The following is a 24,489-nucleotide window of genomic DNA, read 5'->3' on the forward strand; positions in this document are numbered from 1 at the left end:
AGGGCACGTGAGCGAGCGTGCGAGCTCACGCATGAGTGGAGCAGCGGCGCGCACCTGGCTGACGAGCGCCAGCGAGGAGGGCACGTGAGCGAGCGGCTGCGACCGATGCGGCTGGCCGACCTGGACGCCGTCCTGGAGCTCGAGGAGCAGCTGTTCGCCCCGGACACCTGGACCCGGGCGATGTACCGCGACGAGCTATCGCGCACCGACTCCCGCTCCTACCTGGTGGCCGAGGACGGCGACCGGGTCGTCGGCTACGCCGGGCTGATCGCCTACGACGACGAGGCGCACGTGGCGACGATCGGGGTGGCCGAGGACCGGCAGGGCGAGGGGATCGGCGCCCGGCTGCTCGACGCGCTGCTCGCCGAGGCCGACCGGCGCAGCCCCGTGGTGCTGCTCGAGGTGCGCGCCGACAACCAGGTGGCGCAGGAGCTGTACCGGCGGCGCGGGTTCACGGAGGTCGGACGGCGCCCGCGCTACTACCAGCCGAGCGGCACGGACGCCGTCGTGATGAAGCGGGAGAAGCTGTGACCGAGCCGCTGGTCCTGGGGTTCGAGACCTCGTGCGACGAGACCGGGGTCGGGCTCGTGCGGGGGCGGACGCTGCTCTCCGACGCCCTGGCCACGTCGATCGCCGAGCACGAGCGCTTCGGCGGGGTGGTGCCGGAGATCGCCTCGCGGGCGCACCTGGAGGCGATGGTGCCGACCGTCCACCGCGCGCTGGCCGAGGCCGGGGTCGACGCCGCCGACGTCGACGCGGTGGCGGTCACCGCCGGGCCCGGGCTCACCGGCGCACTGCTGGTCGGTCTCGCCGCGGCCAAGGCCTACGCCCTCGCCCTGGGCAAGCCGCTGTACGGGGTCAACCACCTGGCTGCGCACGTCGCCGTCGACGAGCTGCAGCACGGTAAGCTGGCCGAGCCGTCGCTGGCGCTGCTGGTCTCCGGCGGGCACAGCTCGCTGCTGCTGGTGCCCGACCTCGCCCGCGAGGTGCAGTCGCTGGGCCGCACCATCGACGACGCGGCGGGGGAGGCCTTCGACAAGGTGGCCCGCGTGCTCGGCCTGCCGTTCCCCGGCGGCCCGCCGATCGACCGGGCGGCCCGCGAGGGCGACCCGGCGGCCATCGGCTTCCCGCGCGGGCTCACCGGCCCCCGCGACGCCCCCTACGACTTCTCCTTCTCCGGCCTGAAGACCGCCGTCGCCCGGTGGGTGGAGGCGCGGCAGCGGGCGGGGGAGCCGGTGCCGGTCGCCGACGTCGCGGCGTCGTTCCAGGAGGCGGTCGCCGACGTGCTGACCGCCAAGGCGGTGCGCGCCTGCCGCGACTCCGGCGTCGACCACCTGGTGCTCGGCGGCGGAGTGGCGGCCAACTCGCGGCTGCGTGCGCTGGCCGAGGAGCGGTGCGCGAAGGCGGGCATCGTGCTGCGGGTGCCCAGCCCGCGGCTGTGCACCGACAACGGCGCGATGGTCGCCGCACTGGGCTCGCGGCTGGTCGAGGCGGGCGTGGCGCCGTCCGCCCCGGACGTCGGCGCGGACAGCTCCCTGCCGATCGACGTCGTCACCCGCTGACGTCACACACGAGGGCGGTCGGGGCGCCGGCGACGCGGGTGACGACGACGGTCGCCGTCCCCGGGCCCTCCCCGCGCAGCCGGCGGGCCAGCGTCTCCGGCTCGATCGCCGACCCGCGCTTCTTGACCACCACCCGGCCGACGCCGCGCGTCCGCAGCAACGCCTTGAGCTTCTTGAGGTTGAACGGCAGCACCTCGTCGACCCGGTAGGAGGACACCCACGGGGAGTCGGTCGGCCCGTCGGAGGTCAGGTAGGCGATCGTCGGGTCGACCAGCGTCGCGCCGAGGTCGGCGGCCACCAGCGACACCAGGCCCGACCGGATCACCGCGGGGTCGGGCTCGTGCAGCCGGCCGCGCACCGGTCCGGACGGCGCGGGCCCCGGGTCGGCGTCCGCGGTCAGCTCCCACACCGCGCCGTCGCGCACCAGGGAGGCCCGCCGCCAGGTCGAGGAGACCCCGCGCCCCCACAGCAGCGCCTCGACGATCGAGCCGCCGGCCGACACCCACTCCGCCTCGACCCCGGTCGGCACCCGCTCGTGGTCCAGGCCCGGCGCCACCTTGACCACCGCGTGCGGCGCCCGCTCCAGCAGCGTCGCCACCGTCGACCAGGGCGGCGACCAGCGGTCGGGGTCCAGCTGCCGTCGTCCGCCGGCCCGCCGCGCCGGGTCCAGGACGGCGGCGGCGCAGCCGGCCACCTCGCCGCCGCGCGCCGCGTCGACCAGCTCGACGGCGTCGCCGGCGACCACCCACACCCGGTCGGACACCCCGAGCGCCTCGGCGTTCGCGGCGGTCAGCTCGCGGGCCAGCGGGTCGGTGTCGACGGCGAGCACGGTGGCCCCCGCCCGCGCCAGCGCGATCGTGTCGGTGCCGGACGCGCAGCCGAGGTCGACGACCGAGTCCACCTCGTCGGACAGCAGGCGCTGCGCCCGCCGGGCGGCCAGTGCAGGACGGCCGGCCTGCTCCAGGGTGTCGGCGGTGAGGAACAGGACGTCGGCATCGGCGCCGAACACCGGGCGCGCCCGCGCGCGCAGCCGCGCCAGCTCCCAGGCCGGGCCGGCGTGGTCGGCGCCGACCTCGGCCCGCAACCGCGCCAGGCCGATCAGCAGGTCGGCGCCCTCGGCGAGCAGCGCGGCCGCCCGCGCCGTGGCCGCCGTCCCCTCGGGTGTGCGCAGCCAGCGCAGCTGCGTCAGCGTGTCGGGGGAGGGCTCGTCGGGCACCGGGACAGCGTCGCGCACGTGACCGTCCCCGACCTGGGGGACCCGGTTGAGTGGCTGGCACTCTCATAGGTAGAGTGCCAATCGACACGGGCACCAGGCGCCTGACCCCCGCGACGGCAGGCACCGGCACCGTGCCACAGCATCAGTGCACGACCCACCAGCCGTCCGATCCCGAAGGGGGCGTCACCTCGTGACGACCGCTACCAAGGTCAACATCAAGCCGCTCGAGGACCGTGTCGTGGTCCAGGCCAACGAGGCCGAGACCACCACCGCCTCCGGCCTGGTCATCCCGGACACCGCCAAGGAGAAGCCGCAGGAGGGCACGGTCATCGCCGTCGGCCCCGGCCGCGTCGACGACAACGGCAACCGCGTCCCGCTCGACGTCAGCGTCGGCGACGTCGTCATCTACTCCAAGTACGGCGGCACCGAGGTCAAGTACGCCGGCGAGGAGTACCTGGTGCTCTCCGCCCGCGACCTGCTCGCCGTCGTGGAGAAGTAAGAGACCCCGCTCCTCCCCACCCCTCGCAGGCTCGGGCGGGCCCCTGGACCGGGGCCGTTCCAGTGCCTGCGACGGGGCCGTTCCAGCACGTCACCCGACCGCCCCGGCGACCCGAGCTGACCGGGTCCCGGGGCGGTCGTCGTCCCACCCCGTGCTCCACCTGATCGGAAGGGCCCCATGGCCAAGATCATCAAGTTCAACGAGGACGCCCGCCGTGCACTCGAGCGCGGCGTGGACAAGCTCGCCGACGCGGTCAAGGTGACGCTCGGTCCGCGCGGGCGCAACGTCGTCCTCGACAAGAAGTTCGGCGCCCCGGCCATCACCAACGACGGCGTGACCATCGCCCGTGAGGTCGAGCTCGACGACCCGTACGAGAACCTCGGCGCCCAGCTGGCCAAGAACGTGGCCACCAAGACCAACGACGTCGCCGGTGACGGCACCACCACCGCGACCGTGCTGGCCCAGTCCCTCGTGCACGAGGGCATGCGCAACGTCGCCGCGGGCGCCAGCCCGACGGCGCTCGGCGTGGGCATGCGTGCCGCCGCCGACGCGGTGTCCAAGGCACTCGACGAGGTCGCCATCCCGGTCGCCGACCAGCAGGCCATCGCCGGCGTCGCCACCGTCTCCGCGCAGGACGCCGAGGTCGGCGACCTGATCGGCCAGGCCATGGAGAAGGTCGGCAAGGACGGCGTCATCACCGTCGAGGAGAGCAACACCCTGTCCACCGAGCTCGACGTCACCGAGGGCGTCCAGTTCGACAAGGGCTACCTCTCGCCCTACTTCGTCACCGACTCCGAGGCGATGGAGGCCGTCCTCGAGGACGCCCTCGTGCTGCTGGTCAGCGGCAAGATCGGCGCGCTGGCCGACCTCCTCCCGCTGCTGGAGAAGGTGCTCTCCACGGGCGGCCGCCCGCTGCTGATCGTCGCCGAGGACGTCGAGGGCGAGGCGCTGTCCACCCTCGTCGTCAACTCGATCCGCAAGACGATCAAGGTCGTCGCGGTCAAGTCGCCGTACTTCGGCGACCGCCGCAAGGCGTTCATGACCGACCTCGCCGTCGTCACCGGCGGTCAGGTGGTCAGCGAGGACGTCGGCCTGAAGCTCGACCAGGTCGGCCTGGAGGTCCTCGGCACCGCGCGCCGGGTCACCGTCACCAAGGACGAGACCACGATCGTCGACGGCGGCGGCACCGGTGAGGCCATCGGCGACCGGGTTGCGCAGATCCGCCGCGAGATCGAGGCGACCGACTCCGACTGGGACCGCGAGAAGCTGCAGGAGCGGCTGGCGAAGCTCGCCGGCGGCATCGGCGTCATCCGGGTCGGCGCGGCCACCGAGGTCGAGATGAAGGAGAAGAAGCACCGGATCGAGGACGCCATCGCCGCCACCCGCGCCGCGGTGGAGGAGGGCGTCGTCCCCGGTGGAGGCTCCGCGCTGGTGCACGCGGCCGCGGCCGTGGACGCCCTCGACCTGTCCGGTGACGAGCTGACCGGTGCCCGCGTGGTCCGCCGGGCGCTGGACGCCCCGCTGGTCCGGATCGCCGAGAACGCCGGCTTCGAGGGTCGCGTCGTGGTGGCCAAGGTCCGCGAGGCCGGGGTCGGCCAGGGCTTCAACGCCGCGACCGGCGAGTACGGCGACCTGGCCACCCAGGGGGTCATCGACCCGGTCAAGGTCACCAAGGCCGCGCTGGGCAATGCCGTCTCGATCGCCGCGATGGTGCTGACCACCGACTCCGCCGTCGTCGAGGCGCCGGAGGAGGAGCACGACCACGCCGGGGGCGGGCACCACACCCACGGCCACTCGCACGGCCACGGGCACAGCCACTGAGCTGACGCCCGAGCTCTGTGCTGAGGGCCCGGTCCGGATCGTCCGGACCGGGCCCTTCGTCGTCCGCGCGCGGCGAGGGGTGGGCCCTCGGGTGGTCCTCGACCACCATGGCGGGATGCTTGCCGACGCGCTGCACGCACCTGGTCCGGCGGATCCCGCGGCCATGGACGACTTCGGCCGGCTCGTCGGGGACTGGCGGCTGCACTGGAGCGGCCTGACTCCCGACGGCACGTGGCACCACGCGACCGGGGAGCTGCACGTGGGCTGGGTCCTCGGCGGGCGTGCCGTCCAGGACGTGTGGATCGTGCCCGGACGGGGGGAGCCCGGTGCCGGGGTGCCGCCGCTGGCCTTCCACGGGACGACGGTGCGCTTCCTGCACCCGGACGGCGACCGGTGGCTGTCGACCTGGATGGAGCCGATCAACGGCCGGGTCCGGCGCTTCACGGGACGGGCGCACGGAGCGGACGTGGAGCTGCTCAGCGACGACGAGGAGCCGTGGCTGCGGTGGCGGATCACCGGCGTGCGCGCGGATGCCTTCACCTGGTCGGCCGAGACCTCCCGGGACCGCGGCCGCACATGGGTGCACGACGAGCTGATGCGGGCCGAGCGCCTGGTACAGCCCCACTGACGGCGAGAGGGCCGGTCCAGCAGCAGCTGGACCGGCCCTCTCGGCGTGTGTGGAGTGTGCCCCCGGGCGGGGGCAAGAGGTCCTTCTTCAGACCCCCGCGGCGACGGCGGCGGGCTCCGCGGCGATCAGCCGGGCCCGCTCCTCCTCGCTCATGCCGCCCCAGACCCCGTAGGGCTCGCGCACCGACAGGGCGTGCTTGAGGCAGGACTCGATCACCGGGCAGCGCGCGCACACGGCCTTGGCGGCCGACTGACGGCGGGCCCGGGCCGGACCGCGCTCACCGTCCGGGTGGAAGAACAGCGCGGTGCTCTCTCCGCGGCAGGCGCCGTGCAGCTGCCAGTCCCAGACCTCGGCGACAGGTGTGGGCAGGCGGCGGATGTCGGCCATTCGTCCTCCTCGGCTCGGTGCGAGCCGGAGGGGGCGGTCCGGCTGCATGGGGGCCGGTGCCCGAGGCCTCCGCGGGTCAAACGCACGGTGACCCTGCATTTTGTCGGCTCCGCTCTCCCCCCGCTGGGTGAGAGCGGGTGTTGCCGCCCCCCGGAGTCGATCAAGGTGGCTGCAGGCCGTGCCGAACACCGCCACGGGACACCCGTCGGCGGCTCCGGTGCGGCCGGAGCGACGGCGCAGGTCCCCGGGCGGGACCGCACGTCCGAGCGAGACCCGGCCGGGGGATCCGGGCGGTGGACCCGGCCGAGACGTGCGGCCGGCGAGCGAGGAGCAGGCGTGATCGACGACAGGATGCGCGGACCCGGCCACGGCACGACGTGCGTGTGGGTCTACGACGAGCGCCGGCGGGTCCGCGACGACATCGCGGGCCGTCTGGTGGCACTGCCGTTCGTGGGACGGGTGGAGGTCGTCGGCGACGCCGCCGCCCTCATGGCCCGGCTGGCCACCCGGCAGCCCGACGTCCTGCTCATCGGCACCCAGCGCGCCACGGACTCCGGGCTGACCGTCGCCACCCAGGCGCTGCGCACCCACCCGCGGCTGCCGGTCCTGGTCCTCGGCGCCCCCGACGACGGCGAGACCGTCCGGGCTGCGGTCGCGGCCGGTGCCCGCGGCTACCTGCGCTGGGACGCCACCGCGCTGGAGATGGGTCTGGGACTGTCGCGGGTCGGCCTGCGGGTCGACGGCCGCGGCCCCGTGCCGGCCGTTCCGCACCAACCGGTGCCGCTGGCCTCGGTCGGTGCCCATGCCGGCCACGGCAACGGGACGCCGGCCTGGAACGGTGCCACCCCGCTGGCCGGCGTCGCGCCCACCACGGTGCGCTCCACCGTCCGCGAACCCGCGCCGGTCAGCCTCTCGATGCGCGAGATGCAGGTGCTCACCGGCATGAGCCAGGGCAAGAGCAACGCCCAGATCGGCCGCGAGCTCTACCTCTCCGAGGACACCATCAAGACCCACGCCCGCCGGCTGTTCCGCAAGCTCGGCGCCAAGGACCGCGCGGAGGCGGTGGCCACCGGCTTCCGCCGCGGCATGATGAGCTAGCCAGTCCCGACGATCATGGCGCCGTGACCACTCCCCGGGTCCCCGGGGTGGTCACGGCGCCATGATCGCGTCGGGGCTCAGTCGTCGCGGGCGTGTCTGCCGCCGCCGCCCTCGCCGCCGGGCTCCTCGCGCTCGGCCATCGCGGCGATGCCGTCGGCGTAACCGCTGGCGTAGTCCCAGCTGACGTAGTCGTCCGGGTCGGGATCGAACGGCGGCTCGTGGCGGCCGGTCTGCCCCTCCTCGAGCAGCTGGCGGAGGTTGGCCTGCATCAGGGCCCAGTCGACGTGGTGCTCCTCGTCGCAGTCCGGGCAGTCGACGACGATGCCCTTGATGCCGGTCGGCTCCAGCAGCGTCCGGAACACCTCCAGTTCGGCGAGGTCGTCCAGGACGCCGGCCCGTTCCTCCATGGTCAGCGGCGGCGGACCCGGCTGGTCGGCGGACCCGAAGTCGGGCCCGGAAGCGTCGTCCCAAGAACTCACGGGTGCCACGGTATCGGCCGGACGGGGATCACACCGAGCCCTCGGGGGTCGCCGCCTACGATCGGGTGCGGCTCCCCGCGCGCCCAGGAGGGCGCCGGCCGTTCCGGAGGGGTGGCGGCAACCGATGCAGCCCGATGAGTTCGTCCCCGAGCTGCCGGCGAAGTTCGCGCCGCTCGGCCTGACCTACGACGACGTCCTGCTCATCCCCGGCGCCTCGGACGTCGTCCCGGCCGAGGTGGACACCAGCAGCCGGCTGACCCGCGGCATCCGCCTGGCGGTCCCGCTGCTCTCCAGCGCGATGGACACCGTCACCGAGGCCCGCATGGCGATCGCCATGGCGCGGGTCGGCGGTATGGGCGTGCTGCACCGCAACCTCGCCGCCGAGGAGCAGGCCGGCCAGGTCGACCTGGTCAAGCGCTCCGAGGCCGGCATGGTGACCAACCCGGTCACCTGCTCGCCGGAGAACAGCCTCGCCGAGGTCGACGCGCTGTCGGCGCGCTACCGCATCTCCGGTGCGCCGGTGGTGGACGCCGACGGCGTCCTGGTCGGCATCGTCACCAACCGCGACATGCGCTTCGAGACCGACCAGTCGGTGCTCGTCCGCGACGTCATGACGCCGATGCCGCTGGTCACCGCCCCGGTGGGCGTCGACGCGGACACCGCGCTCGCCCTGCTGCGCAAGAACAAGATCGAGAAGCTGCCGCTGGTCGACGACGCCGGCCGGCTGCGCGGCCTGATCACCGTCAAGGACTTCGTCAAGCGGGACCAGTACCCGAACGCCACCAAGGACGCCAACGGCCGCCTCGTGGTGGGCGCCGCCCTCGGGGTCGGGGACGACGCCTACAAGCGGGCCGGGCTGCTGGTCGACGCCGGTGTCGACGTGCTCGTCGTCGACACCGCGCACGGCCACCAGCAGGCGGTGCTGGAGATGGTGACGCGGGTCAAGGCCGACTTCGGCGGGGAGTACGGAGGGGTGCAGGTCGTCGGCGGCAACGTCGCCACCCGCGCCGGTGCGCAGGCGCTGGTCGACGCCGGGGCGGACGCGGTCAAGGTCGGCGTCGGCCCGGGGTCGATCTGCACCACCCGCGTGGTCGCCGGCGTCGGCGTCCCGCAGGTCACCGCCATCCACGAGGCGGCGCTGGCGGCCCGGCCGGCCGGCGTCCCGGTGATCGCCGACGGCGGTCTGCAGTACTCCGGGGACATCGCCAAGGCCCTGGTCGCCGGCGCCGACACGGTGATGATCGGCGGTCTGTTCGCCGGCGTCGAGGAGGCACCGGGCGAGCTGGTCTTCGTCAACGGCAAGCAGTACAAGACCTACCGCGGCATGGGGTCGCTGGGCGCCATGCAGAAGCGCGGCAACCAGTCCTACAGCCGCGACCGGTACTTCGCCGACGACGTGCTCTCCGACGACAAGCTGGTCCCCGAGGGCATCGAGGGCCAGGTGCCCTACCGCGGCCCGCTGTCCGGCGTCGCCCACCAGCTCGTCGGCGGGCTGCGCGCCTCGATGGGCTACGCCGGCGCGCAGACCATCGCCGACCTGCAGGAGCGCGGCCGGCTGACCCGGATCACCTCCGCCGGGCTGGTGGAGAGCCACCCGCACGACATCCAGATGACCGTCGAGGCCCCGAACTACCGGGGCCGGTGACCGGCGTGACCACGCGCGACACCGTCGAGATCGGTCTCAACCGCTTCGCCCGCCGGGGGTACGACCTCGACGAGGTCTCGATCGTCCCCAGCCGGCGCACCCGGGACATGGACGACGTCTCGACCGCCTGGCAGATCGACGCCTTCCGGTTCGACATCCCGCTGGTCACCAGCCCGTCGGACGCCGTCGTCAGCCCGGCCACGGCGATCGCGGTCGGGCAGGCCGGCGGCTTGGGCGTGCTCAACGCCGAGGGGCTGTGGACCCGCTACGACGACCCCGAGCCGGCCTACCGGCGGCTGCGCGACGCGGCCGGCGACGGGCCGCCTCCGGTGGCCCTGCTGCAGGAGGTCTACGCCGAGTCGGTCAAGCCGGACCTGGTCACCGCCCGGGTCAAGGAGATCCGCGAGTCCGGGGTGACGACGGCGGTGCGCGTCTCGCCGCAGCACACCCTCCGGCTCGCGCCCACGGTGCTGGCCGCCGGGGTCGACCTGCTGGTCATCCAGGGCACGATCGTCTCGGCCGAGCACGTGACCACCACGGGGGACGCGCTCAACCTCAAGGACTTCATCGCCGACCTCGACGTCCCGGTGATCGTCGGAGGTGCGGCGAACTACCAGACCGCGCTGCACCTGATGCGCACCGGCGCCGCGGGGGTCATCGTCGGCGTGGGCGCCGACACCTACTCGACCACCGACACCGTCATGGGCATCCGGGTGCCGCTGGCCAGCGCGATCGCCGACGCCGCCGCGGCCCGCCGCGACTACCTCGACGAGACCGGCGGCCGCTACGTGCACGTCATCGCCAACGGCCGGATCGAGACCAGCGGCGCCATCGCCCGCGCGCTGGCCTGCGGCGCGGACGCCGTCCAGGTCGGCGAGCCGCTGCGCGCCGCGGCCGAGGTGCCCGGCGGCGGCGTCTGGTGGGACTCGGTGGCCGCCCACCCACGGCTGCCCCGCGGCGGTACCTCGGCGCCGGTCACCCCCGCCGGCTCGCTGCACGACGTCCTGCTCGGTGAGGCGCGCACCGCCGACGGCCGCACCAACCTCTTCGGCGCGCTGCGCCGGACGATGGCCAAGACCGGCTACCGCGACCTCAAGGAGTTCCAGCGGGTCGACCTCGTGATAGGGGGTGGGGCCCCCCGGGAGGGGGCCCCCGGGCAGCAGAGCATCGGCGGTCGGGGCGACTGATGGAGTTCCCCACCGTCCTCGTCGTCGACTTCGGGGCCCAGTACGCCCAGCTGATCGCCCGACGGATCCGGGAGGCCGGGGTCTACTCCGAGATCGTCCCGTCGGACGTGCCCGCCGAGGAGATCGTCGCCCGCAAGCCCGCTGCGATCGTCCTGTCCGGCGGGCCGTCCAGCGTCTACGCCGAGGACGCCCCGCGGGTCGACCCGACGCTGTTCGAGTCCGGGGTGCCGGCGTTCGGCATCTGCTACGGCTTCCAGGCCATGGCACAGAGCCTCGGCGGCACCGTCGCCCGCACCGGCGACCGCGAGTACGGCGGCACCCCGCTGACGGTGACCACGCAGGGCCGGCTGTTCGGCGCGCTGCCGGTCGAGCAGTCGGTGTGGATGAGCCACGGGGACGCCGTCAGCGACCCCCCACCCGGGTTCACCGTCACCGCCACCTCCACCGGTGCGCCGGTCGCCGCCTTCGAGGACGTCGACCGCAAGCTCGCCGGCGTGCAGTTCCACCCCGAGGTGCGGCACACCGCGCACGGGCAGACGGTGCTCGAGCACTTCCTGTTCGACATCGCCGGCCTCGAGCCGACCTGGACGATGGCCAACGTCGTCGAGGAGCAGGTCGAGCGGATCCGCGCCCAGGTCGGTGACCGGCGGGCGCTGTGCGCGCTGTCCGGCGGGGTGGACTCCGCGGTCGCCGCGGCGCTGGTGCAGCGCGCCATCGGGAACCGGCTGACGTGCGTCTACGTCGACCACGGGCTGATGCGCGAGGGCGAGACCGAGCAGATCGAGCGCGACTTCGTCGCCGTCACCGGCGCCGACCTGCGGGTGGTCGACGCCCGCGAGCAGTTCCTCGGCGCGCTGGCCGGGGTCAGCGACCCCGAGCAGAAGCGCAAGACCATCGGCCGGGAATTCATCCGCGTCTTCGAGCAGGCCGCGCTCGACGTCGTCGCCGACGCCCAGGCGCACGGCGAGACCGTGGACTTCCTCGTGCAGGGCACGCTCTACCCGGACGTCGTGGAGTCCGGCGGCGGTTCCGGGACGGCGAACATCAAGAGCCACCACAACGTCGGCGGACTGCCCGAGGACCTCGCCTTCACCCTCGTCGAGCCGCTGCGCACGCTGTTCAAGGACGAGGTCCGCGAGGTCGGCCTGCAGCTGGGCCTGCCCGAGTCGCTGGTGTGGCGGCAGCCGTTCCCGGGCCCCGGGCTGGGCATCCGGATCATCGGCGAGGTCACCCAGGAACGGCTCGACGTGCTGCGCAGGGCCGACGCGATCGCTCGCGCCGAGCTCAGCGCCGCCGGCCTGGACCGCGAGATCTGGCAGTGCCCGGTCGTGCTGCTGGCCGACGTCCGCTCGGTCGGCGTCCAGGGCGACGGGCGCACCTACGGCCACCCGGTCGTGCTGCGGCCGGTGTCCAGCGAGGATGCGATGACCGCGGACTGGACCCGGCTGCCCTACGACGTCCTGGCTCGCATCTCCACCCGGATCACCAACGAGGTGCCCGAGGTCAACCGCGTGGTGCTGGACGTGACCAGCAAGCCGCCAGGCACGATCGAATGGGAGTGAAGGACCCCGCCGCCCCCCGGCCTCGTCCCGAGGCTCGCCCCGAGCCTGCGAGGGGTGAGAAGGACGGGGTCCTTCCGCTGCAGCGGGGTCGTTCCAGCACGTCGCCGTCCGTGGTGTCATCGCCGGCGTGGACGTCGCCATCCAGTCGCTGACCGACGCCGACGTCGACGCCGTCGTCGCGTTCTCCCTCGACGCGTGGGCGCCGGTGTTCGCGGGCTTCGCGCAGGTCATGGGGCCGCGGGTCTTCGGCCTGGTCCACCCCGACTGGCGGACGGCGCAGGCCGCGGCGCAGGCCGAGGTGTGCCGGTCGCTCGACGCCTGGGTCGCGGACGTCGACGGCACCCCGGTCGGCTTCGTCGCCGTCCGGTGGACGCAGGAGGACGCCACCCCGGTCGGCGAGGTCGACATGATCGCCGTCGCGCCGGGCCACCAGCGGGCCGGCATCGCGAGCCGGCTGGTGGCCCGCGCGGTGGCCGAGATCGCCGGGCGGGGGTGCCGCTCGCCGTCATCGGTACCGGCGGCGACGACGGCCACGCCTCGGCCCGCGCCCGCTACGAGCGGCACGGGTTCACCGGCCTGCCGCTGGTGCGCTACCACCGCGCGCTCTGACCTCTCGCCGGCGCCACCGTCACCCCAGGGGCCGCGCCCGCTCCGAGCGGCACGGGTCCACCGGCTGCCGCTGGGGCGGTCCTGCCGCCCCCGCCGACCAGGGGGTCCGAGCCCGCCTGCCAGCATGGCAGCGGAACGGGGTACCGGAGTGGGGAGCAGGCGTGAACGGATCGGTCCCGGCGAGGGTCCAGGGCATCTACGACGAGGTGCTGCGGCGCAACCGCGGTGAGACGGAGTTCCACCAGGCGGTGCGCGAGGTGCTCGAGTCGCTGGCCGTCGTGCTGGACCGGCACAGCGAGTACAGCGAGATGAAGACCGTCGAGCGGATCTGCGAGCCGGAGCGGCAGATCATCTTCCGCGTCCCCTGGCAGGACGACCGCGGCGAGGTGCAGATCAACCGCGGCTTCCGCGTCGAGTTCAACTCCGCCCTCGGGCCCTACAAGGGCGGCCTCCGCTTCCACCCCTCGGTGGACCTGGGGATCGTGAAGTTCCTCGGCTTCGAGCAGATCTTCAAGAACGCGCTCACCGGCATGCCCATCGGCGGCGGCAAGGGCGGCTCGGACTTCGACCCCAAGGGCCGGTCGGACGCCGAGGTCATGCGCTTCTGCCAGTCCTTCATGACCGAGCTCTACCGGCACCTGGGTGAGTACACCGACGTGCCGGCCGGCGACATCGGTGTCGGCACCCGCGAGATCGGTTACCTCTTCGGGCAGTACAAGCGGATCACCAACCGCTACGAGTCCGGCGTGATCACCGGCAAGGGGCTGGGCTGGGGTGGCGCGCTGGTCCGCCCCGAGGCCACCGGCTACGGCGCCGTCTTCTTCGCCCAGGCGATGATGGAGGCGGCGGGGGAGTCCTTCGACGGCCGGCGGGTCGTGGTGAGCGGCTCGGGCAACGTGGCCGTCTACGCCGTCGAGAAGGTGCACCAGTTCGGCGGCACGGTGGTGGCCTGCTCGGACTCCAGCGGCTACGTCGTCGACGAGAAGGGCATCGACCTCGACGTCCTCAAGCAGGTCAAGGAGGTCGAGCGGAGCCGCATCGACCAGTACGCCGAGCGGGTGGGGACGGCCCAGTTCGTGGCCGGCGGCAGCATCTGGGACGTCCCGTGCGACGTCGCCATCCCCAGCGCCACCCAGAACGAGCTGGGCGAGGACGCGGCGCGGACGCTGGTGCAGAACGGCTGCCGGTACGTCGTCGAGGGCGCCAACATGCCGACCACGCCGGACGCCGTGCGGGTGCTCCGCGAGGCCGGCACCGCCTTCGCCCCCGGCAAGGCCGCCAACGCCGGCGGCGTGGCGACCTCCGCGTTGGAGATGCAGCAGAACGCCTCCCGCGACCGCTGGACCTTCGAGCACAGCGAGACCCGGCTGGAGGAGATCATGCGGAGCATCCACGACCGCTGCTACGCCACCGCCGAGGAGTACGGCAGCCCCGGTGACCTGGTGCTCGGTGCCAACGTGGCCGGCTTCCTCCAGGTGGCCGAGGCGGTGCACGCCCACGGCCTCATCTGAGGCGGACGCACGAGGGCCCGGGGAGCGATCGCTCCCCGGGCCCTCGCGTGCGGGAGGTCAGCGCCTGCGGCGGGCCCGGCGCAGCTCGGACACCAGCAGTGCGACGCCGCCGCCGATCAGCACCAGCCACAGCAGGCCGCCCTCGGTGACCAGGCCGATCGGCAGCACCGCGCCGGCCATCAGCACGACCGCCAGGACGACGAAGAACAGTCCCGGGACCAGGGCGGTGAGGTCGACGCCGCGGCGCTCGGGCCGGGGCGGGTCCTCGGTCGACAGCGGGGTCACGATCTGCCAGTCCCTCAGCTGCTGTTCCTGCCAGGCGGTCGGGGTCGTCGGGAACTCGCTGTAGTCAGGCACGGTCCACCTCCACGTCACCGACGCCGGCGTCGATGGTCAGTTCGATCTCGGGGTTCCCGTCACCGGTCCAGGACGCGGAGCCGGTGCCCGGGGAGTAGCCGCCGTCGGATCCGAGGCCGAGTACGTCGGCGTTGCCGATGCCGCCGTCCACCTCGATCCGGACGTCGGCCGAGCGGGGCACGACCACCTCGACGTTCCCGATGCCGCCGTCCACCCTCGTGACGATCGGACCGTCGAGGCCGGACAGGTCGATGCGGGAGAGGTCCAGCGTCGTGTCGCCGATTCCCTGGTCGTAGACCGGCTGGACGGCGGCCGCGTCGGTCGGGCGGTAAGTGCGGTCGCCCATGCCGTCCTCGACGCCCCGCCAGGGTTCAGCGGCGACCACCATCAACGCGAGGGACAGCACGATGCCGAGGGTCAGCAGGCCGCCCTTCGCCGTCCGCCCGCCGGAGAAGGCGGCGGCGACCAGGCCGAGCCCGACGACAAGCAGCCCGGTGCCGAGCACGATCCGGGGACCGACGTCCCAGTCGGTGAGCCGGCTGAGCAGGACCAGCGAGCCGACCACGATGAGCAACCCGGCCAGGGTCAGTCCGGGCACCGGGGACCGCGGACCGGCGGCACGCGGAGCACGGGCGACGGCGGTGGGGTCCCCGGGCGGCCCGGCCGGCATGAGCAGCCACAGCAGCAGGTAGACGGGGACGCCGGGGCCGGCCAGGGCCAGCGCGACCAGGCCGACCCGCCACAGCAGCGCGTCGATGCCGCTGTAGTCGGCCAGGCCGCCGGCGACGCCGCCGATGACCTTGTCGCTGCGGCTGCGCCGCAGCGGCGGCCGCACCGGGGGCCCGGGCGGCAGGGGGTACGCGGCCGCCGGCGGGTCAGCCGACGGGGGAGCGGGAGGCGGTGCGGATGTCATGGCACAGACCCTGCTCGCGGCCGGCGGTGCGGTCCATCAGGGAACGCCCCCATCCGACCCCGGTCCACCAACCCGGGTGGTTCCTGGTGTCGAGGTGGGCGGCGCCGGTGCGACGATCAGCACCGTGACGACGACCCTGCCCGTGCCCGTGCGGCCGCCGCTGGTGCGCCCGCGCTCGGGGCGCCTGCTGGCCGGCGTCGCCGCGGGGACGGCGGTGCACCTGCGGGCCGACCCGCTCGTCGTCCGCGTGGCCTTCGTCGTGCTCGCCGCGACCGGCATCGGCGTCGTGGCCTACGCGCTGCTGTGGTTCTTCATGCCGGTCGCCGACGTCGACGCCGACCCGGTGGTGGACGAGTCGGCCGAGGAGCCCAGCCGCCGGCAGACGCTCGGCCTGGGGCTGCTCGGCCTCGGCGCGCTGATCCTGGTGACCCAGCTGGGCAGCTGGGGCGGCGGCAACCTGGTCCTGCCGCTGCTGCTGGTGGTCGTCGGGCTGACCGTCATCTGGCGCCAGCTGGACACCGACCGCTCGCTCGCCCGCCCCGGCGTGCGCTGGCTGCTCGCCGGCGGGGTGCTCCTCGGCGCCGCCGGCGTGGTGCTGCTGCTGGTCACGACCGGCCAGCTGGACGACGCGCGCAACGGCTTCGCCTCGACCGTGCTCATCCTGGTCGGCGTGGCGCTGGCCACCGCGCCGCTGTGGCGCCGGCTGCTGGCCTCCCGCGAGGCCGAGCGCACCGCCCGCGTGCGTTCCGAGGAGCGCGCCGCCGTCGCCGCCCACCTGCACGACTCGGTGCTGCAGACCCTCGCCCTCATCCAGCGGCACGCCGACGACGCCACGGCGGTGTCCCGGCTGGCCCGCAGCCAGGAGCGGGAGCTGCGCACCTGGCTCTACGAGCCGGCGGCGGCCGTCGGCGGGGGAACCTGGGCGGCGCTGGTGTCCGGCGTGGTCGCCGAGGTGGAGGCCGACCACGCGCTGACCGTCGAGTCGGTCGTCGTCGGCGACGCCCCGCTGGACGACGCGCTCACCGCCCTCGGGGCGGCCACCCGCGAGGCGCTGGTCAACGCGGCCAAGCACTCGGGCGCGACCGCCGCCGACCTGTACACCGAGGTCACGCCGCAGCGGGTCGCCGTCTTCGTCCGCGACCGGGGTGCCGGCTTCGACCCCGCCACCGTGCCGGGCGACCGGCGCGGGCTGCGCGACTCGGTCACCGGCCGGCTGACCCGGCTGGGCGGGACGGCGGCGGTGCGCTCGGCGCCGGGGGAGGGGACCGAGGTGGAGCTGTGCCTGCCGCGGGAGGTCGCGGCGTGACGACTCGCGTCTACCTCGTGGACGACCACGCGATGGTGCGTTCCGGAGTGCGGGCGGAGCTCGGCGGCGCGGTCGACGTCGTCGGTGAGGCCGCCGACGTCGCCGGCGCCGTCGAGGGGATCCGGGCCGCGGTGCCCGACGTCGTCCTGCTCGACGTCCACCTGCCCGGCGGCGGAGGGCGGGCGGTGCTCGAGACGCTGCGGGCCGAGCTGCCGTCGGTGCGGTGGCTGGCGCTGTCGGTGTCCGACGCCGCCGAGGACGTCATCGCCGTCATCCGCGCCGGCGCCCGCGGGTACGTCACCAAGACCATCTCCGGCCCGGACCTGCGGGATGCCGTCGCCCGCGTCGCCGACGGGGACGTCGTCTTCAGCCCGCGATTGGCCGGGTTCGTGCTCGACGCCTTCGCCGCGACGACGCCGTCCGCCCCGCAGCCGGAGGACCCGGCCACCGACCCCGGGCTGGACCTGCTCAGCGCCCGCGAGCGCGAGGTCATGCAGCTGCTGGCTCGTGGCTACACCTACCGGGAGATCGGTTCGCGGCTGTTCATCTCGGTGAAGACGGTGGAGTCCCACGCGTCCAACGTGCTGCGCAAGCTGCAGCTCTCCAACCGCAACGAGCTCACCCGCTGGGCGGCCACCAACCGGCTCCTGTGACATGGGGAGGGTGAGTCGCTCGGCGAGGGTCGGCTTGCGGCGCGGGGGCCGCAGGTCTCCTGCAGGGCCCCACCGCGAGCTCGCGAGTGGTGGGGGGCAGGGGGTCCTTCTGCCGACGCGGGGCGACGGCAGGCCCAGCTCCGGCGGGGGACGGCACGTGGCCGCGGTCGGAGCCCGGTAGGGCGACAGATCACTGGGTGTGGACGACCTGGAACGCCTCGCCGAGCCGGCCCGGCGGCAGGCCCAGGCGGCGACCGGTCTGGCGCATCCAGTCGGTGACGAAGCCCTCGAGGTCGTCGAGGTGGCTGACCTGGGTGAGGTGGCTGTTCAGCGCGGCGAACTTGAGCTCGACGACGTCGGTGACGTCGACGACGTGGTCGGCGCGCGGGCTCGCGCCCAGCCAGACCTCGGAGACCGTCCAGGGCTCGAGGCCCTCGTCGGCGAGCAGCTCGGGGAAGGCGAAGGGGTTGCGGGCGTCGGGGTAGACGGCGCGCAGCGTGGACTCGCCGACGGTCATGTGGTCGGGGTGGCTGGCTCCGATCCGGTCCCACATCCGCTCCGGAGAGCTGGTCAGCACCCGCTGCGGGCGCACCTGGCGGATCACCCGGCTGATGTCGCGGCGCAGGTCCAGGGTCAGCTCCAGGCGGCCGTCGGGGTGGCCGAGGAAGCGCACGTCGGTGACGCCGACCGCCTTGGCCGCCGCCTCCTGCTCGGCCCGCCGCAGCGGGCCCATCTGCGCGCGCGGGGTGTCGTCGAAACCGCCCGCGTCGCCGTCGGTGACGATCAGGTAGGTGACCTCGGTGCCCGCCGCCGTCCAGGTCGCCACGGTGCCGGCGCTGCCGAAGTCGACGTCGTCGGGGTGGGCGAGCACGCACAGCGTGCGCTCGACGTGCTCGGCGGGCTTGCGGGGCTGCGGAGAGGTCACCCGCGCGAGCCTAGGTCGACCCGGTCCAGCCCGCGGAGCTTGTCCGGGTTGCGCACCACCAGCACCTGCGCCACGAGACCGTCGACCAGGACCAGGGACGCCACCAGGAACGGCCGGCCGTCCTGCCGGGCCACCAGCGCCGGCAGCCCGTTGACGTCGGCTGTCTGCACCTCCGTCCCGGGAGCGGCGAGCCCGGTGGCGGTGGTGGCGACGAGGAAGCGGGCGACCTTCTCCGCACCCGCGATGGGTCGCAGGGCCGCCTTGACCTTGCCGCCTCCGTCGGTGACGAGGACGGCGTCCGGAGCGAGCGCGGCCAGCAGCGCCTCGACGTCGCCACCGGCGCAGGCGGCGAGGAACCGCTCGGTCACCTCACGTTGCGCGCGCCGGTCGGTGCCGAACCGGGGACGCCGCGCCTCGACGTGCGACCGCGCCCGGTGCCCGAGCTGCCGGACGGCGGCCTCCGAGCGGTCGAGGACGCCGGCGACCTCCGCGTAGGGCATCCCGAAGACCTCTCGCAGGACGAACACGGCTCGCTCCACCGGGGAGAGCGTCTCGAGCACCACCAGGAGCGCCAGCGACACCTGCTCGCCGATCTCCGCGGCGTCGGCCGGGTCGGGTCCCGCGGAAGGGACGTCGGCCAGCAGCGGCTCGGGCAGCCACGGCCCGACGTAGGTCTCCCGCTGCGCCCGCGCCGATCGCAGCCGGTCGAGGGCCAGCCGCGTGGTGACGCGCACCAGGTAGGCACGCTCGTCGACGACGTCGCTCCGGTCGGCCTGCGACCAGCGCAGCCAGGTGTCCTGCACGGCGTCCTCGGCGTCGGCGACGCTGCCGAGCATCTCGTAGGCGACGGTGAACAGCAGCCGCCGGTGGCGGTCGAAGCCGGGCAGCGCGTCGGTCATGTCGAAGCCGGCAGCTCGCAGCGGTCGCGGAAGCCCTGGCTGGTCAGCCCCAGCGCGGCGTTGAACCGCGACCGGGAGTTCTCCACGGCGACCATCATCGTGAGCTCGACGAGCACGGCGTCGTCCAGCTCGTTCCGCAGCTCGGCGACCATCGCGTCGGTGACCGTGGGCGGGGTGCTGCTCATCGCCTCGGCGTAGCCGATCACCCGGCGCTCGAGGGCGGTGTACACGTCGCTGTCCCGCCAACGCGGGACGTCGCGCAGCTTGGCGGGGTCGACGCCCTTGGTCGTGCTGATCCAGTAGCCGAAATCGACGCACCACGAGCAGCCGATGGTCACCGCCGAGGCCATGACGGCCAGCGCCTCGAGCGTCGGGTCCAGCCGGTCCCAGCGCTGCAGGGAGCGCTCGAAACGGGCGTTGGTCAGCAGGACGCGCGGGTTGTGGGCCATCGCGGCGCCCGGGTCGAGGACCGCGCCGTAGGTGCGGCGCGAGTACCACCCGGCCAGGCGGTGGACGAGGGTGCGGGGCGGGTCGAGGGGGATGCGGGCCATGGTCGTCGTCCTCTCCGGAGGGTGGTGTCCATGGAGACGGGACGGCGACGTGGGATGTGACATGGGGCCGTCGGGGAACCGGCAGTGGCGAGATCGCGCGATCTCGCACGCCCGGAGGTCAGCAACCGTGCGAGATCGCGGACCTCGACCGGAGGACGGCCCTGCTCACAGGCGGCCGCGGCCCTGGCGCAGCAGCATCATGCCCAGCGCGGCGCCGTCCGGGCCGAGCGCGGCCGAGAAGCGGGCCAGCACCTGCTGCTCGCGCGAGAGGGAGAGCCGGGTGCCGCCGGCGGCGCGGCGCAGCTCGCCGATCTCCTGGGACACGGCCAGCCGGCGCTGGACCAGCGCGATGATCTCGGCGTCGCAGTCGTCGATCTGCCCCCGCAGTTCGGCGATGCGCTCGTCGGCGGCGGGAGTGGTGGGGAGAGTCGCGGTCATCGGGGTCCTCAGGGGCGGGGGGGTGGCCGTCGGACCCCGAGAACGAGAAACGCCCCGGGCTCTTCGGGCCCGGGGCGTCTGTTGCGGCGTGTGCTCAGCCAGCGGCGACGGACACCGGATCCCGGTGGCCGTAGTAAAAGCTGACGGTGGCGAGCAGCACGTCGGCGAGTCTGCCACAGCGCCGACGGCGGTGGCCAGCGCGACCCCTGGGGACTGCGGCGCTCGGCTTCCCCGCGGTCCGAGCCCGTCGCCGCGACCCTGGTATCAGCGCCACGGGTGCGGGACTCTGTGTGAACGGCAGGGCCTCACACTCCTAGTTCCCCCTGAAGGTGATGCCGTGAACCAGATCATGGTCGTGGCCGTGAGGCCGTCGATCGGCAGTGGTCCCAGGACTCGCTCCCACCGGACGAGGCGCGGGGGCACGATCCGCGCGCGCTGCCACGTCGGCGGGATGCGTCGGGCGGGCGGATCCCACCGGTTCCGCGGGATCCCATGACCGAGGACCTCACCGGCATCTACCGGTTCGTTGCCAAGCAACTGCTCAAGGGCAAGGTCGTCCCGGTGCTCGGCGCAGGCGTCAACCTCTGTGAGCGGCCCCCGGACGCGCCGTGGAAACCGGGGCGCTACCTCCCCAGCGGGCGGGAGCTGGCCGCCACGCTGGCGCGGGACCACCCGATGATCCAGACGCGGGACCTGGCCCAGGTCGCCCAGTACATCACCGCCGTGGCAGGTCAGGGCCCCCTGTACGACGAGCTCCACGACGTCTTCAACGCCGACTACCCGCCGACCCGCCTCCACCGCTTCCTCGCCAGGGTTTCCGGGCGCATCCGCGCAGCCGGACACGAGTGCATGCTTTTCGTCACCACGAACTACGACGACTCCCTCGAGCGCGCCTTCGACGACGAGGGGGAACCGTACGAGCTCGTCACCTATGTCGCCGATGGACGAGATCGCGGCCGTTTCCGGCACTTCCGGTCCGACGGCAAGGTCGTGGTGATCGACAGGCCCAACAAGTACAACGACCTGCGCCTCGACAAGTCGCCGGTCATCGCCAAGATCCACGGCGCTGTGGACCGGCACGCCCACGCGGACAGCTTCGTGATCACCGAGGACCACTACATCCACTACCTCACCCGTGCCGACGTCGGTGGTCTGCTTCCCGTCAACCTGAGCGCGAAGCTGCGGACGAGCCACTTCCTCTTCCTTGGCTACAGCCTCAAGGACTGGAACCTGCGGGTGATGCTTCACCGCCTGTGGGAGGAGCAGGAGGGTATGACGTACAACTCCTGGGCGGTGCTGTCCGACCCCGATCCCATCGACAAGTTCGCCTGGGACGAGCGAGGGGTCGACATCCTCTCCGTGAGCTGCGGGGAGTTCGCCACGGTCATCGAGGCGGAGGTGGACAAGCAGCTCCAGGTTGCCGAGAGGGACGAACTCCAGCCCCGTGCCAGCGTGGGGTCGTCGTGACCAGCGCGACCTTGCCGCCTCGCCCGGCACCCACCGAGCAGGCTCTACCGTCCTGTCCCTACGTCGGCCTGGTGCCCTTCAGCGAGCACGACGCGGCGTTCTTTTTCGGGCGGGAGAACGAGACCGAACTCATCGCGGCGAATCTCGTGGCCGCTCGCCTGACGCTGCTCTATGCGCCGAGCGGGGTCGGCAAGACCTCCGTCCTGCGCGCCGGGGTCGTCCCCCGGCTGCACGAGATCGGGACGGGTGACGAGGACGTCGGGATCCGGAGCGCCGCGGTCGCCTACGTCAGCGACTGGAGCGGTCCGCCGCTCGAGGTCGTCGCCGAGGAGATCCGGCGGGCACTGCTCCAGACGGGTGTGCAGGTGGAGCCGCTGTCCCCGTGGGCGGGGTTGGTGCCGTGGTTGCGGGGAACGCTCGCCGAGGCAAGTGTCCCGGCCGTCTACCTCGTCCTCGACCAGTTCGAGGAGTACTTCCTCTACCACCCGGCCGACGAGGAGTTGCCCACCGCGATCGGCGACGTCCTCACGGCCCGGGGACTGAACGTGCACCTCCTCCTCTCCCTGCGAGAGGACGCCCTGGCCAGTCTCGACCGGTTCGAGGGGCGCGTCCCCCACCTGTTCGAGAACTACCTCCGGCTCTCCTACCTGGACCGTGACTCGGCCCGGACGGCCATCGAGGGCCCGCTCGCCCGCTACAACGGCCTGATCGCGCCGGACACCCGGATGTCGGCCGAGCCGGAGCTCGTCGACACCGTGCTGGACGAGGTCCGCGCCGGCAACGTGGTGCTGGTCCCGGATGCGGCGATCGCCGACGGACCGGGCCCGAGCGACCGCAGCGACATCGAGGCTCCCTACCTCCAGATGGTGCTCACCCGGCTCTGGGACGAGGAGCGCGCTCGGGGCTCATCCGTCCTGCGCCGGGACACGCTCCGCGAACTCGGCGGAGCCCAGACGATCGTCCAGACGCATCTGGACACCGTGATGGCGGACCTGGCCCCGGAACAGCGAGACGTGGCTGCCGAAGTTTTCCACCACCTCGTCACGACGTCGGGGTCGAAGATCGCGCTCACGGCCGAAGACCTGGCCGATTGGGCCGAGATCCCGGTCGACCGCGTCCGGGACCTCCTGGAGCGGCTGTCCTCGGGTCCCCGGCGCATCCTCCGTCCGGTGCCCCCGGCCGCCGGTGTCATCGGTCCGCCGCGGTACGAGGTGTTCCACGACGTCATGGGCGCCGCGGTCCTGGACTGGCGCCGGAGGTACGCCTCCGCCCAGCAGCAGGCGGAGGCGGAGGTCAAGCTGCAGCAGGCGCGGGCGGCAGCCAGGACCGCCCGCCGCCACCTGCGTCGCGCGCGCCTCGTCGCTGCGGTCATGACGCTGCTGCTGGTCGCTGCCTGCGTGCTGGGCGTCCTCGCCTACACGAATTCCGAGCGAGCTCACTCGGCGCTACGACTGGCGTGGGCACGGGAGCTGGCCGGCCACGCGGACTGGGTGGTCGGCACGCGACCGGACACCGCCATCCTGCTCGGACTGCAGAGCTTGAGCCTGGCGGGTGACCCCGAGGGCGATCCGCCGACCGGACTCGTCACGGGCCTAGCCGAGACCACGCGTCCTTCCCGGCGGTTGACGGGTCACGAGCAGCGTCTCTTCCACGCGACCTTCAGCCCGGACGGTGCGCTGGTCGCCACCGCCAGCGCCGACCACACCGCGCGGCTGTGGGACACCGCGACCGGACACCCGCATGGCTCGCTGCTGGAGGGGCACACCGATGCGGTGAACGCCGTGGCGTTCAGCCCGGACGGTGCGCTGCTCGCCACCGCCAGCGCCGACGGGACGGTGCGGCTGTGGGACACCGGGACCGGCCGGCCGCACGGCCCTCCGTTGGAGGGGCACGTCGGCCCGGTGTGGGGCGTGGGGTTCAGTCCCGACGGCGGGGTGCTCGCCACGCTCGACGAGCAGACGCTGCACTTGTGGGACGTCGCGAGCGGCCAGCCCCACGGTGTGCCGCTGAGCGGTCACACCGGCACCGTCTGGGATGCGGCGTTCGGCCCGGATGGCTCCCTGCTGGCCACCGTCGGCGACGACTCGACCGTGCGGTTGTGGGACCTCGCCACCGGCCAGCCCCACGGCTCCCCGCTGATGGGCCACACCGGCCCGGTGTACGGCGTGGGATTCAGCCCCGACGGGGCCGTGCTGGCCACCAGCGGCGCCGACACGACGGTGCGGTTGTGGGACGTCGGCACCGGCCAGCCCCTGGGGGAGCCGCTGACCGGCCACACCGACACGGTCAGCAGTGTGGCGTTCAGCCCCGACGGCGAGCTACTTGCCACCGCCGGCGCCGATACCACAGTGCGGCTCTGGGATACCGCCACCGGCCGGCCGCACGGCTCACCACTGGAGGGACACACCACCTGGGTGAAGAGGGTGTCGTTCAGCCCCGACGGGTCCTCACTCGCCAGCTTCGACGCCGAGGCCGTGCGGCTGTGGGACCCTGCCACCGGTCAGCTCCGTGGAGCACCCCTGGGGGGTCACCGCGGCGGGGTGAGCGGCATGGAATTCAGCCCGGACGGCACGCTGCTTCTCACCATCAGTGCCGACTCCGCGGCGCGGTTGTGGGACGTCTCCGAAACACCGTCCGTCAGCCGGTCCCTGAACGGCCACGCCGGGTCCGTGTACGGAGTGGCGTTCAGTCCTGACGAAGCCCTGCTGGCCACCGCGAGCTCGGACGGGACGGTGCGGCTGTGGGACGTCGCCACCGGTCAGCCCCAGGGTGCTCC

The 24,489-nt window shown here is 73.6% G+C and carries 24 protein-coding genes; 15 read left to right on the forward strand and 9 right to left on the reverse strand.

The annotated features are described in order from the left end of the window. Window positions 1-84: 84 nt before the first annotated feature. Window positions 85-531 carry a ribosomal protein S18-alanine N-acetyltransferase gene (rimI, locus tag BUB17_RS22855; protein ID WP_083606550.1) on the forward strand — a complete coding sequence of 149 codons (447 nt, stop codon included), beginning with the start codon at window positions 85-87 and terminating at the stop codon, window positions 529-531. Next, window positions 528-1,562 (forward strand): tRNA (adenosine(37)-N6)-threonylcarbamoyltransferase complex transferase subunit TsaD, encoded by a 1,035-nt coding sequence (gene tsaD / locus BUB17_RS22860; protein ID WP_072920959.1) that lies wholly within the window; start codon window positions 528-530, stop codon window positions 1,560-1,562. The genes rimI and tsaD overlap by 4 nt, the downstream gene beginning before the upstream one ends. Here tsaD and BUB17_RS22865 read toward each other — a convergent pair. After that, window positions 1,552-2,796: a class I SAM-dependent methyltransferase gene (locus BUB17_RS22865; RefSeq protein ID WP_244277434.1), complete on the reverse strand. Its 1,245-nt coding sequence runs from the start codon at window positions 2,794-2,796 to the stop codon at window positions 1,552-1,554. The genes tsaD and BUB17_RS22865 overlap by 11 nt on opposite strands. A gap of 172 nt (window positions 2,797-2,968) precedes the next feature. Here BUB17_RS22865 and groES point away from each other — a divergent pair, with 172 nt between their 5' ends. The 3 genes from groES (at window position 2,969) to BUB17_RS22880 (ending at window position 5,726) form a co-directional block, all read left to right on the forward strand. Continuing rightward, window positions 2,969-3,277: a co-chaperone GroES gene (groES, locus tag BUB17_RS22870; RefSeq protein WP_072920960.1), complete on the forward strand. Its 309-nt coding sequence runs from the start codon at window positions 2,969-2,971 to the stop codon at window positions 3,275-3,277. A gap of 177 nt (window positions 3,278-3,454) precedes the next feature. Then, window positions 3,455-5,098, forward strand: coding sequence for a chaperonin GroEL (gene groL / locus BUB17_RS22875; RefSeq protein ID WP_072920961.1), 1,644 nt, complete (start codon window positions 3,455-3,457; stop codon window positions 5,096-5,098). Between the two features lie 115 nt (window positions 5,099-5,213). Beyond that, complete coding sequence (locus BUB17_RS22880) at window positions 5,214-5,726, forward strand: hypothetical protein (RefSeq protein WP_072920978.1); 513 nt, start codon at window positions 5,214-5,216, stop codon at window positions 5,724-5,726. Between the two features lie 87 nt (window positions 5,727-5,813). On the opposite strand, the gene BUB17_RS22885 is transcribed toward BUB17_RS22880, so the two are convergent. Next, on the reverse strand, window positions 5,814-6,113 hold the full coding sequence (locus BUB17_RS22885) for a WhiB family transcriptional regulator (RefSeq protein ID WP_072920962.1): 300 nt from the start codon (window positions 6,111-6,113) through the stop codon (window positions 5,814-5,816). Between the two features lie 336 nt (window positions 6,114-6,449). Between BUB17_RS22885 and BUB17_RS22890 the strand changes: the two genes are divergently transcribed. After that, window positions 6,450-7,211 (forward strand): response regulator transcription factor, encoded by a 762-nt coding sequence (locus BUB17_RS22890; protein ID WP_072920963.1) that lies wholly within the window; start codon window positions 6,450-6,452, stop codon window positions 7,209-7,211. Between the two features lie 77 nt (window positions 7,212-7,288). On the opposite strand, the gene BUB17_RS22895 is transcribed toward BUB17_RS22890, so the two are convergent. Beyond that, window positions 7,289-7,690, reverse strand: a complete 402-nt coding sequence (locus BUB17_RS22895) for a DUF5319 family protein (RefSeq protein ID WP_072920979.1) — start codon at window positions 7,688-7,690, stop codon at window positions 7,289-7,291. Window positions 7,691-7,814: 124 nt separating this feature from the next. Here BUB17_RS22895 and guaB point away from each other — a divergent pair, with 124 nt between their 5' ends. The 5 genes from guaB to gdhA all read left to right on the forward strand — a co-directional run bounded on the left by guaB (window position 7,815) and on the right by gdhA (window position 14,204). Continuing rightward, entirely contained in the window at window positions 7,815-9,335 is a 1,521-nt protein-coding gene (guaB, locus tag BUB17_RS22900) for an IMP dehydrogenase (protein WP_072920964.1), read from the forward strand. Between the two features lie 5 nt (window positions 9,336-9,340). Continuing rightward, window positions 9,341-10,522, forward strand: a complete 1,182-nt coding sequence (locus tag BUB17_RS22905) for a GuaB3 family IMP dehydrogenase-related protein (RefSeq protein WP_072920980.1) — start codon at window positions 9,341-9,343, stop codon at window positions 10,520-10,522. Continuing rightward, complete coding sequence (guaA, locus tag BUB17_RS22910; protein WP_072920965.1) at window positions 10,522-12,084, forward strand: glutamine-hydrolyzing GMP synthase; 1,563 nt, start codon at window positions 10,522-10,524, stop codon at window positions 12,082-12,084. The genes BUB17_RS22905 and guaA overlap by 1 nt, the downstream gene beginning before the upstream one ends. A gap of 127 nt (window positions 12,085-12,211) precedes the next feature. Further along, complete coding sequence (locus tag BUB17_RS22915; RefSeq protein WP_208983590.1) at window positions 12,212-12,922, forward strand: GNAT family N-acetyltransferase; 711 nt, start codon at window positions 12,212-12,214, stop codon at window positions 12,920-12,922. Beyond that, a complete protein-coding gene (gdhA, locus tag BUB17_RS22920; RefSeq protein WP_072920966.1) occupies window positions 12,855-14,204 on the forward strand; it encodes an NADP-specific glutamate dehydrogenase in 1,350 nt (449 codons plus the stop codon). The genes BUB17_RS22915 and gdhA overlap by 68 nt, the downstream gene beginning before the upstream one ends. 57 nt (window positions 14,205-14,261) lie before the next feature. Here the strand turns inward: gdhA and BUB17_RS22925 are convergent, their stop codons facing one another. Together BUB17_RS22925 and BUB17_RS22930 are read right to left on the reverse strand one after the other, a co-directional pair. After that, the gene (locus tag BUB17_RS22925; protein WP_072920967.1) at window positions 14,262-14,561 is read right to left on the reverse strand and encodes a hypothetical protein; all 300 of its coding nucleotides are present in this window, start codon (window positions 14,559-14,561) and stop codon (window positions 14,262-14,264) included. Beyond that, the gene (locus tag BUB17_RS22930; protein WP_072920968.1) at window positions 14,554-15,474 is read right to left on the reverse strand and encodes a PspC domain-containing protein; all 921 of its coding nucleotides are present in this window, start codon (window positions 15,472-15,474) and stop codon (window positions 14,554-14,556) included. Before BUB17_RS22930 ends, BUB17_RS22925 begins: the two co-directional genes overlap by 8 nt. Before the next feature lie 124 nt (window positions 15,475-15,598). Here BUB17_RS22930 and BUB17_RS22935 point away from each other — a divergent pair, with 124 nt between their 5' ends. After that, window positions 15,599-16,780, forward strand: coding sequence for an ATP-binding protein (locus BUB17_RS22935; protein ID WP_072920981.1), 1,182 nt, complete (start codon window positions 15,599-15,601; stop codon window positions 16,778-16,780). After that, on the forward strand, window positions 16,777-17,433 hold the full coding sequence (locus tag BUB17_RS22940) for a response regulator (RefSeq protein WP_072920969.1): 657 nt from the start codon (window positions 16,777-16,779) through the stop codon (window positions 17,431-17,433). Before BUB17_RS22935 ends, BUB17_RS22940 begins: the two co-directional genes overlap by 4 nt. 190 nt (window positions 17,434-17,623) lie before the next feature. Here BUB17_RS22940 and BUB17_RS22945 read toward each other — a convergent pair whose 3' ends face one another. From BUB17_RS22945 to BUB17_RS22960, 4 genes are all read right to left on the reverse strand, one after another. After that, window positions 17,624-18,358: a PIG-L deacetylase family protein gene (locus BUB17_RS22945; protein ID WP_072920970.1), complete on the reverse strand. Its 735-nt coding sequence runs from the start codon at window positions 18,356-18,358 to the stop codon at window positions 17,624-17,626. Next, a complete protein-coding gene (locus BUB17_RS22950; RefSeq protein WP_072920971.1) occupies window positions 18,355-19,257 on the reverse strand; it encodes an RNA polymerase sigma-70 factor in 903 nt (300 codons plus the stop codon). The genes BUB17_RS22945 and BUB17_RS22950 overlap by 4 nt, the downstream gene beginning before the upstream one ends. Further along, window positions 19,254-19,808 (reverse strand): carboxymuconolactone decarboxylase family protein, encoded by a 555-nt coding sequence (locus BUB17_RS22955; RefSeq protein WP_072920972.1) that lies wholly within the window; start codon window positions 19,806-19,808, stop codon window positions 19,254-19,256. The genes BUB17_RS22950 and BUB17_RS22955 overlap by 4 nt, the downstream gene beginning before the upstream one ends. A gap of 165 nt (window positions 19,809-19,973) precedes the next feature. Continuing rightward, window positions 19,974-20,246 (reverse strand): chorismate mutase, encoded by a 273-nt coding sequence (locus BUB17_RS22960; RefSeq protein WP_072920973.1) that lies wholly within the window; start codon window positions 20,244-20,246, stop codon window positions 19,974-19,976. Window positions 20,247-20,738: 492 nt separating this feature from the next. On the opposite strand from BUB17_RS22960, the gene BUB17_RS22965 reads away from it, so the two are divergent. Both BUB17_RS22965 and BUB17_RS22970 read left to right on the forward strand, forming a co-directional pair. Beyond that, window positions 20,739-21,713, forward strand: a complete 975-nt coding sequence (locus tag BUB17_RS22965) for an SIR2 family NAD-dependent protein deacylase (protein WP_072920974.1) — start codon at window positions 20,739-20,741, stop codon at window positions 21,711-21,713. Further along, the coding region (locus BUB17_RS22970) for a WD40 repeat domain-containing protein (RefSeq protein ID WP_141243168.1) at window positions 21,710-24,489 on the forward strand (2,780 nt) is incomplete at its 3' end. The genes BUB17_RS22965 and BUB17_RS22970, both read left to right, overlap by 4 nt.

It is taken from the genome of Geodermatophilus obscurus, assembly GCF_900143215.1.
GTDB classification, from domain to species: domain Bacteria; phylum Actinomycetota; class Actinomycetes; order Mycobacteriales; family Geodermatophilaceae; genus Geodermatophilus; species Geodermatophilus obscurus_A.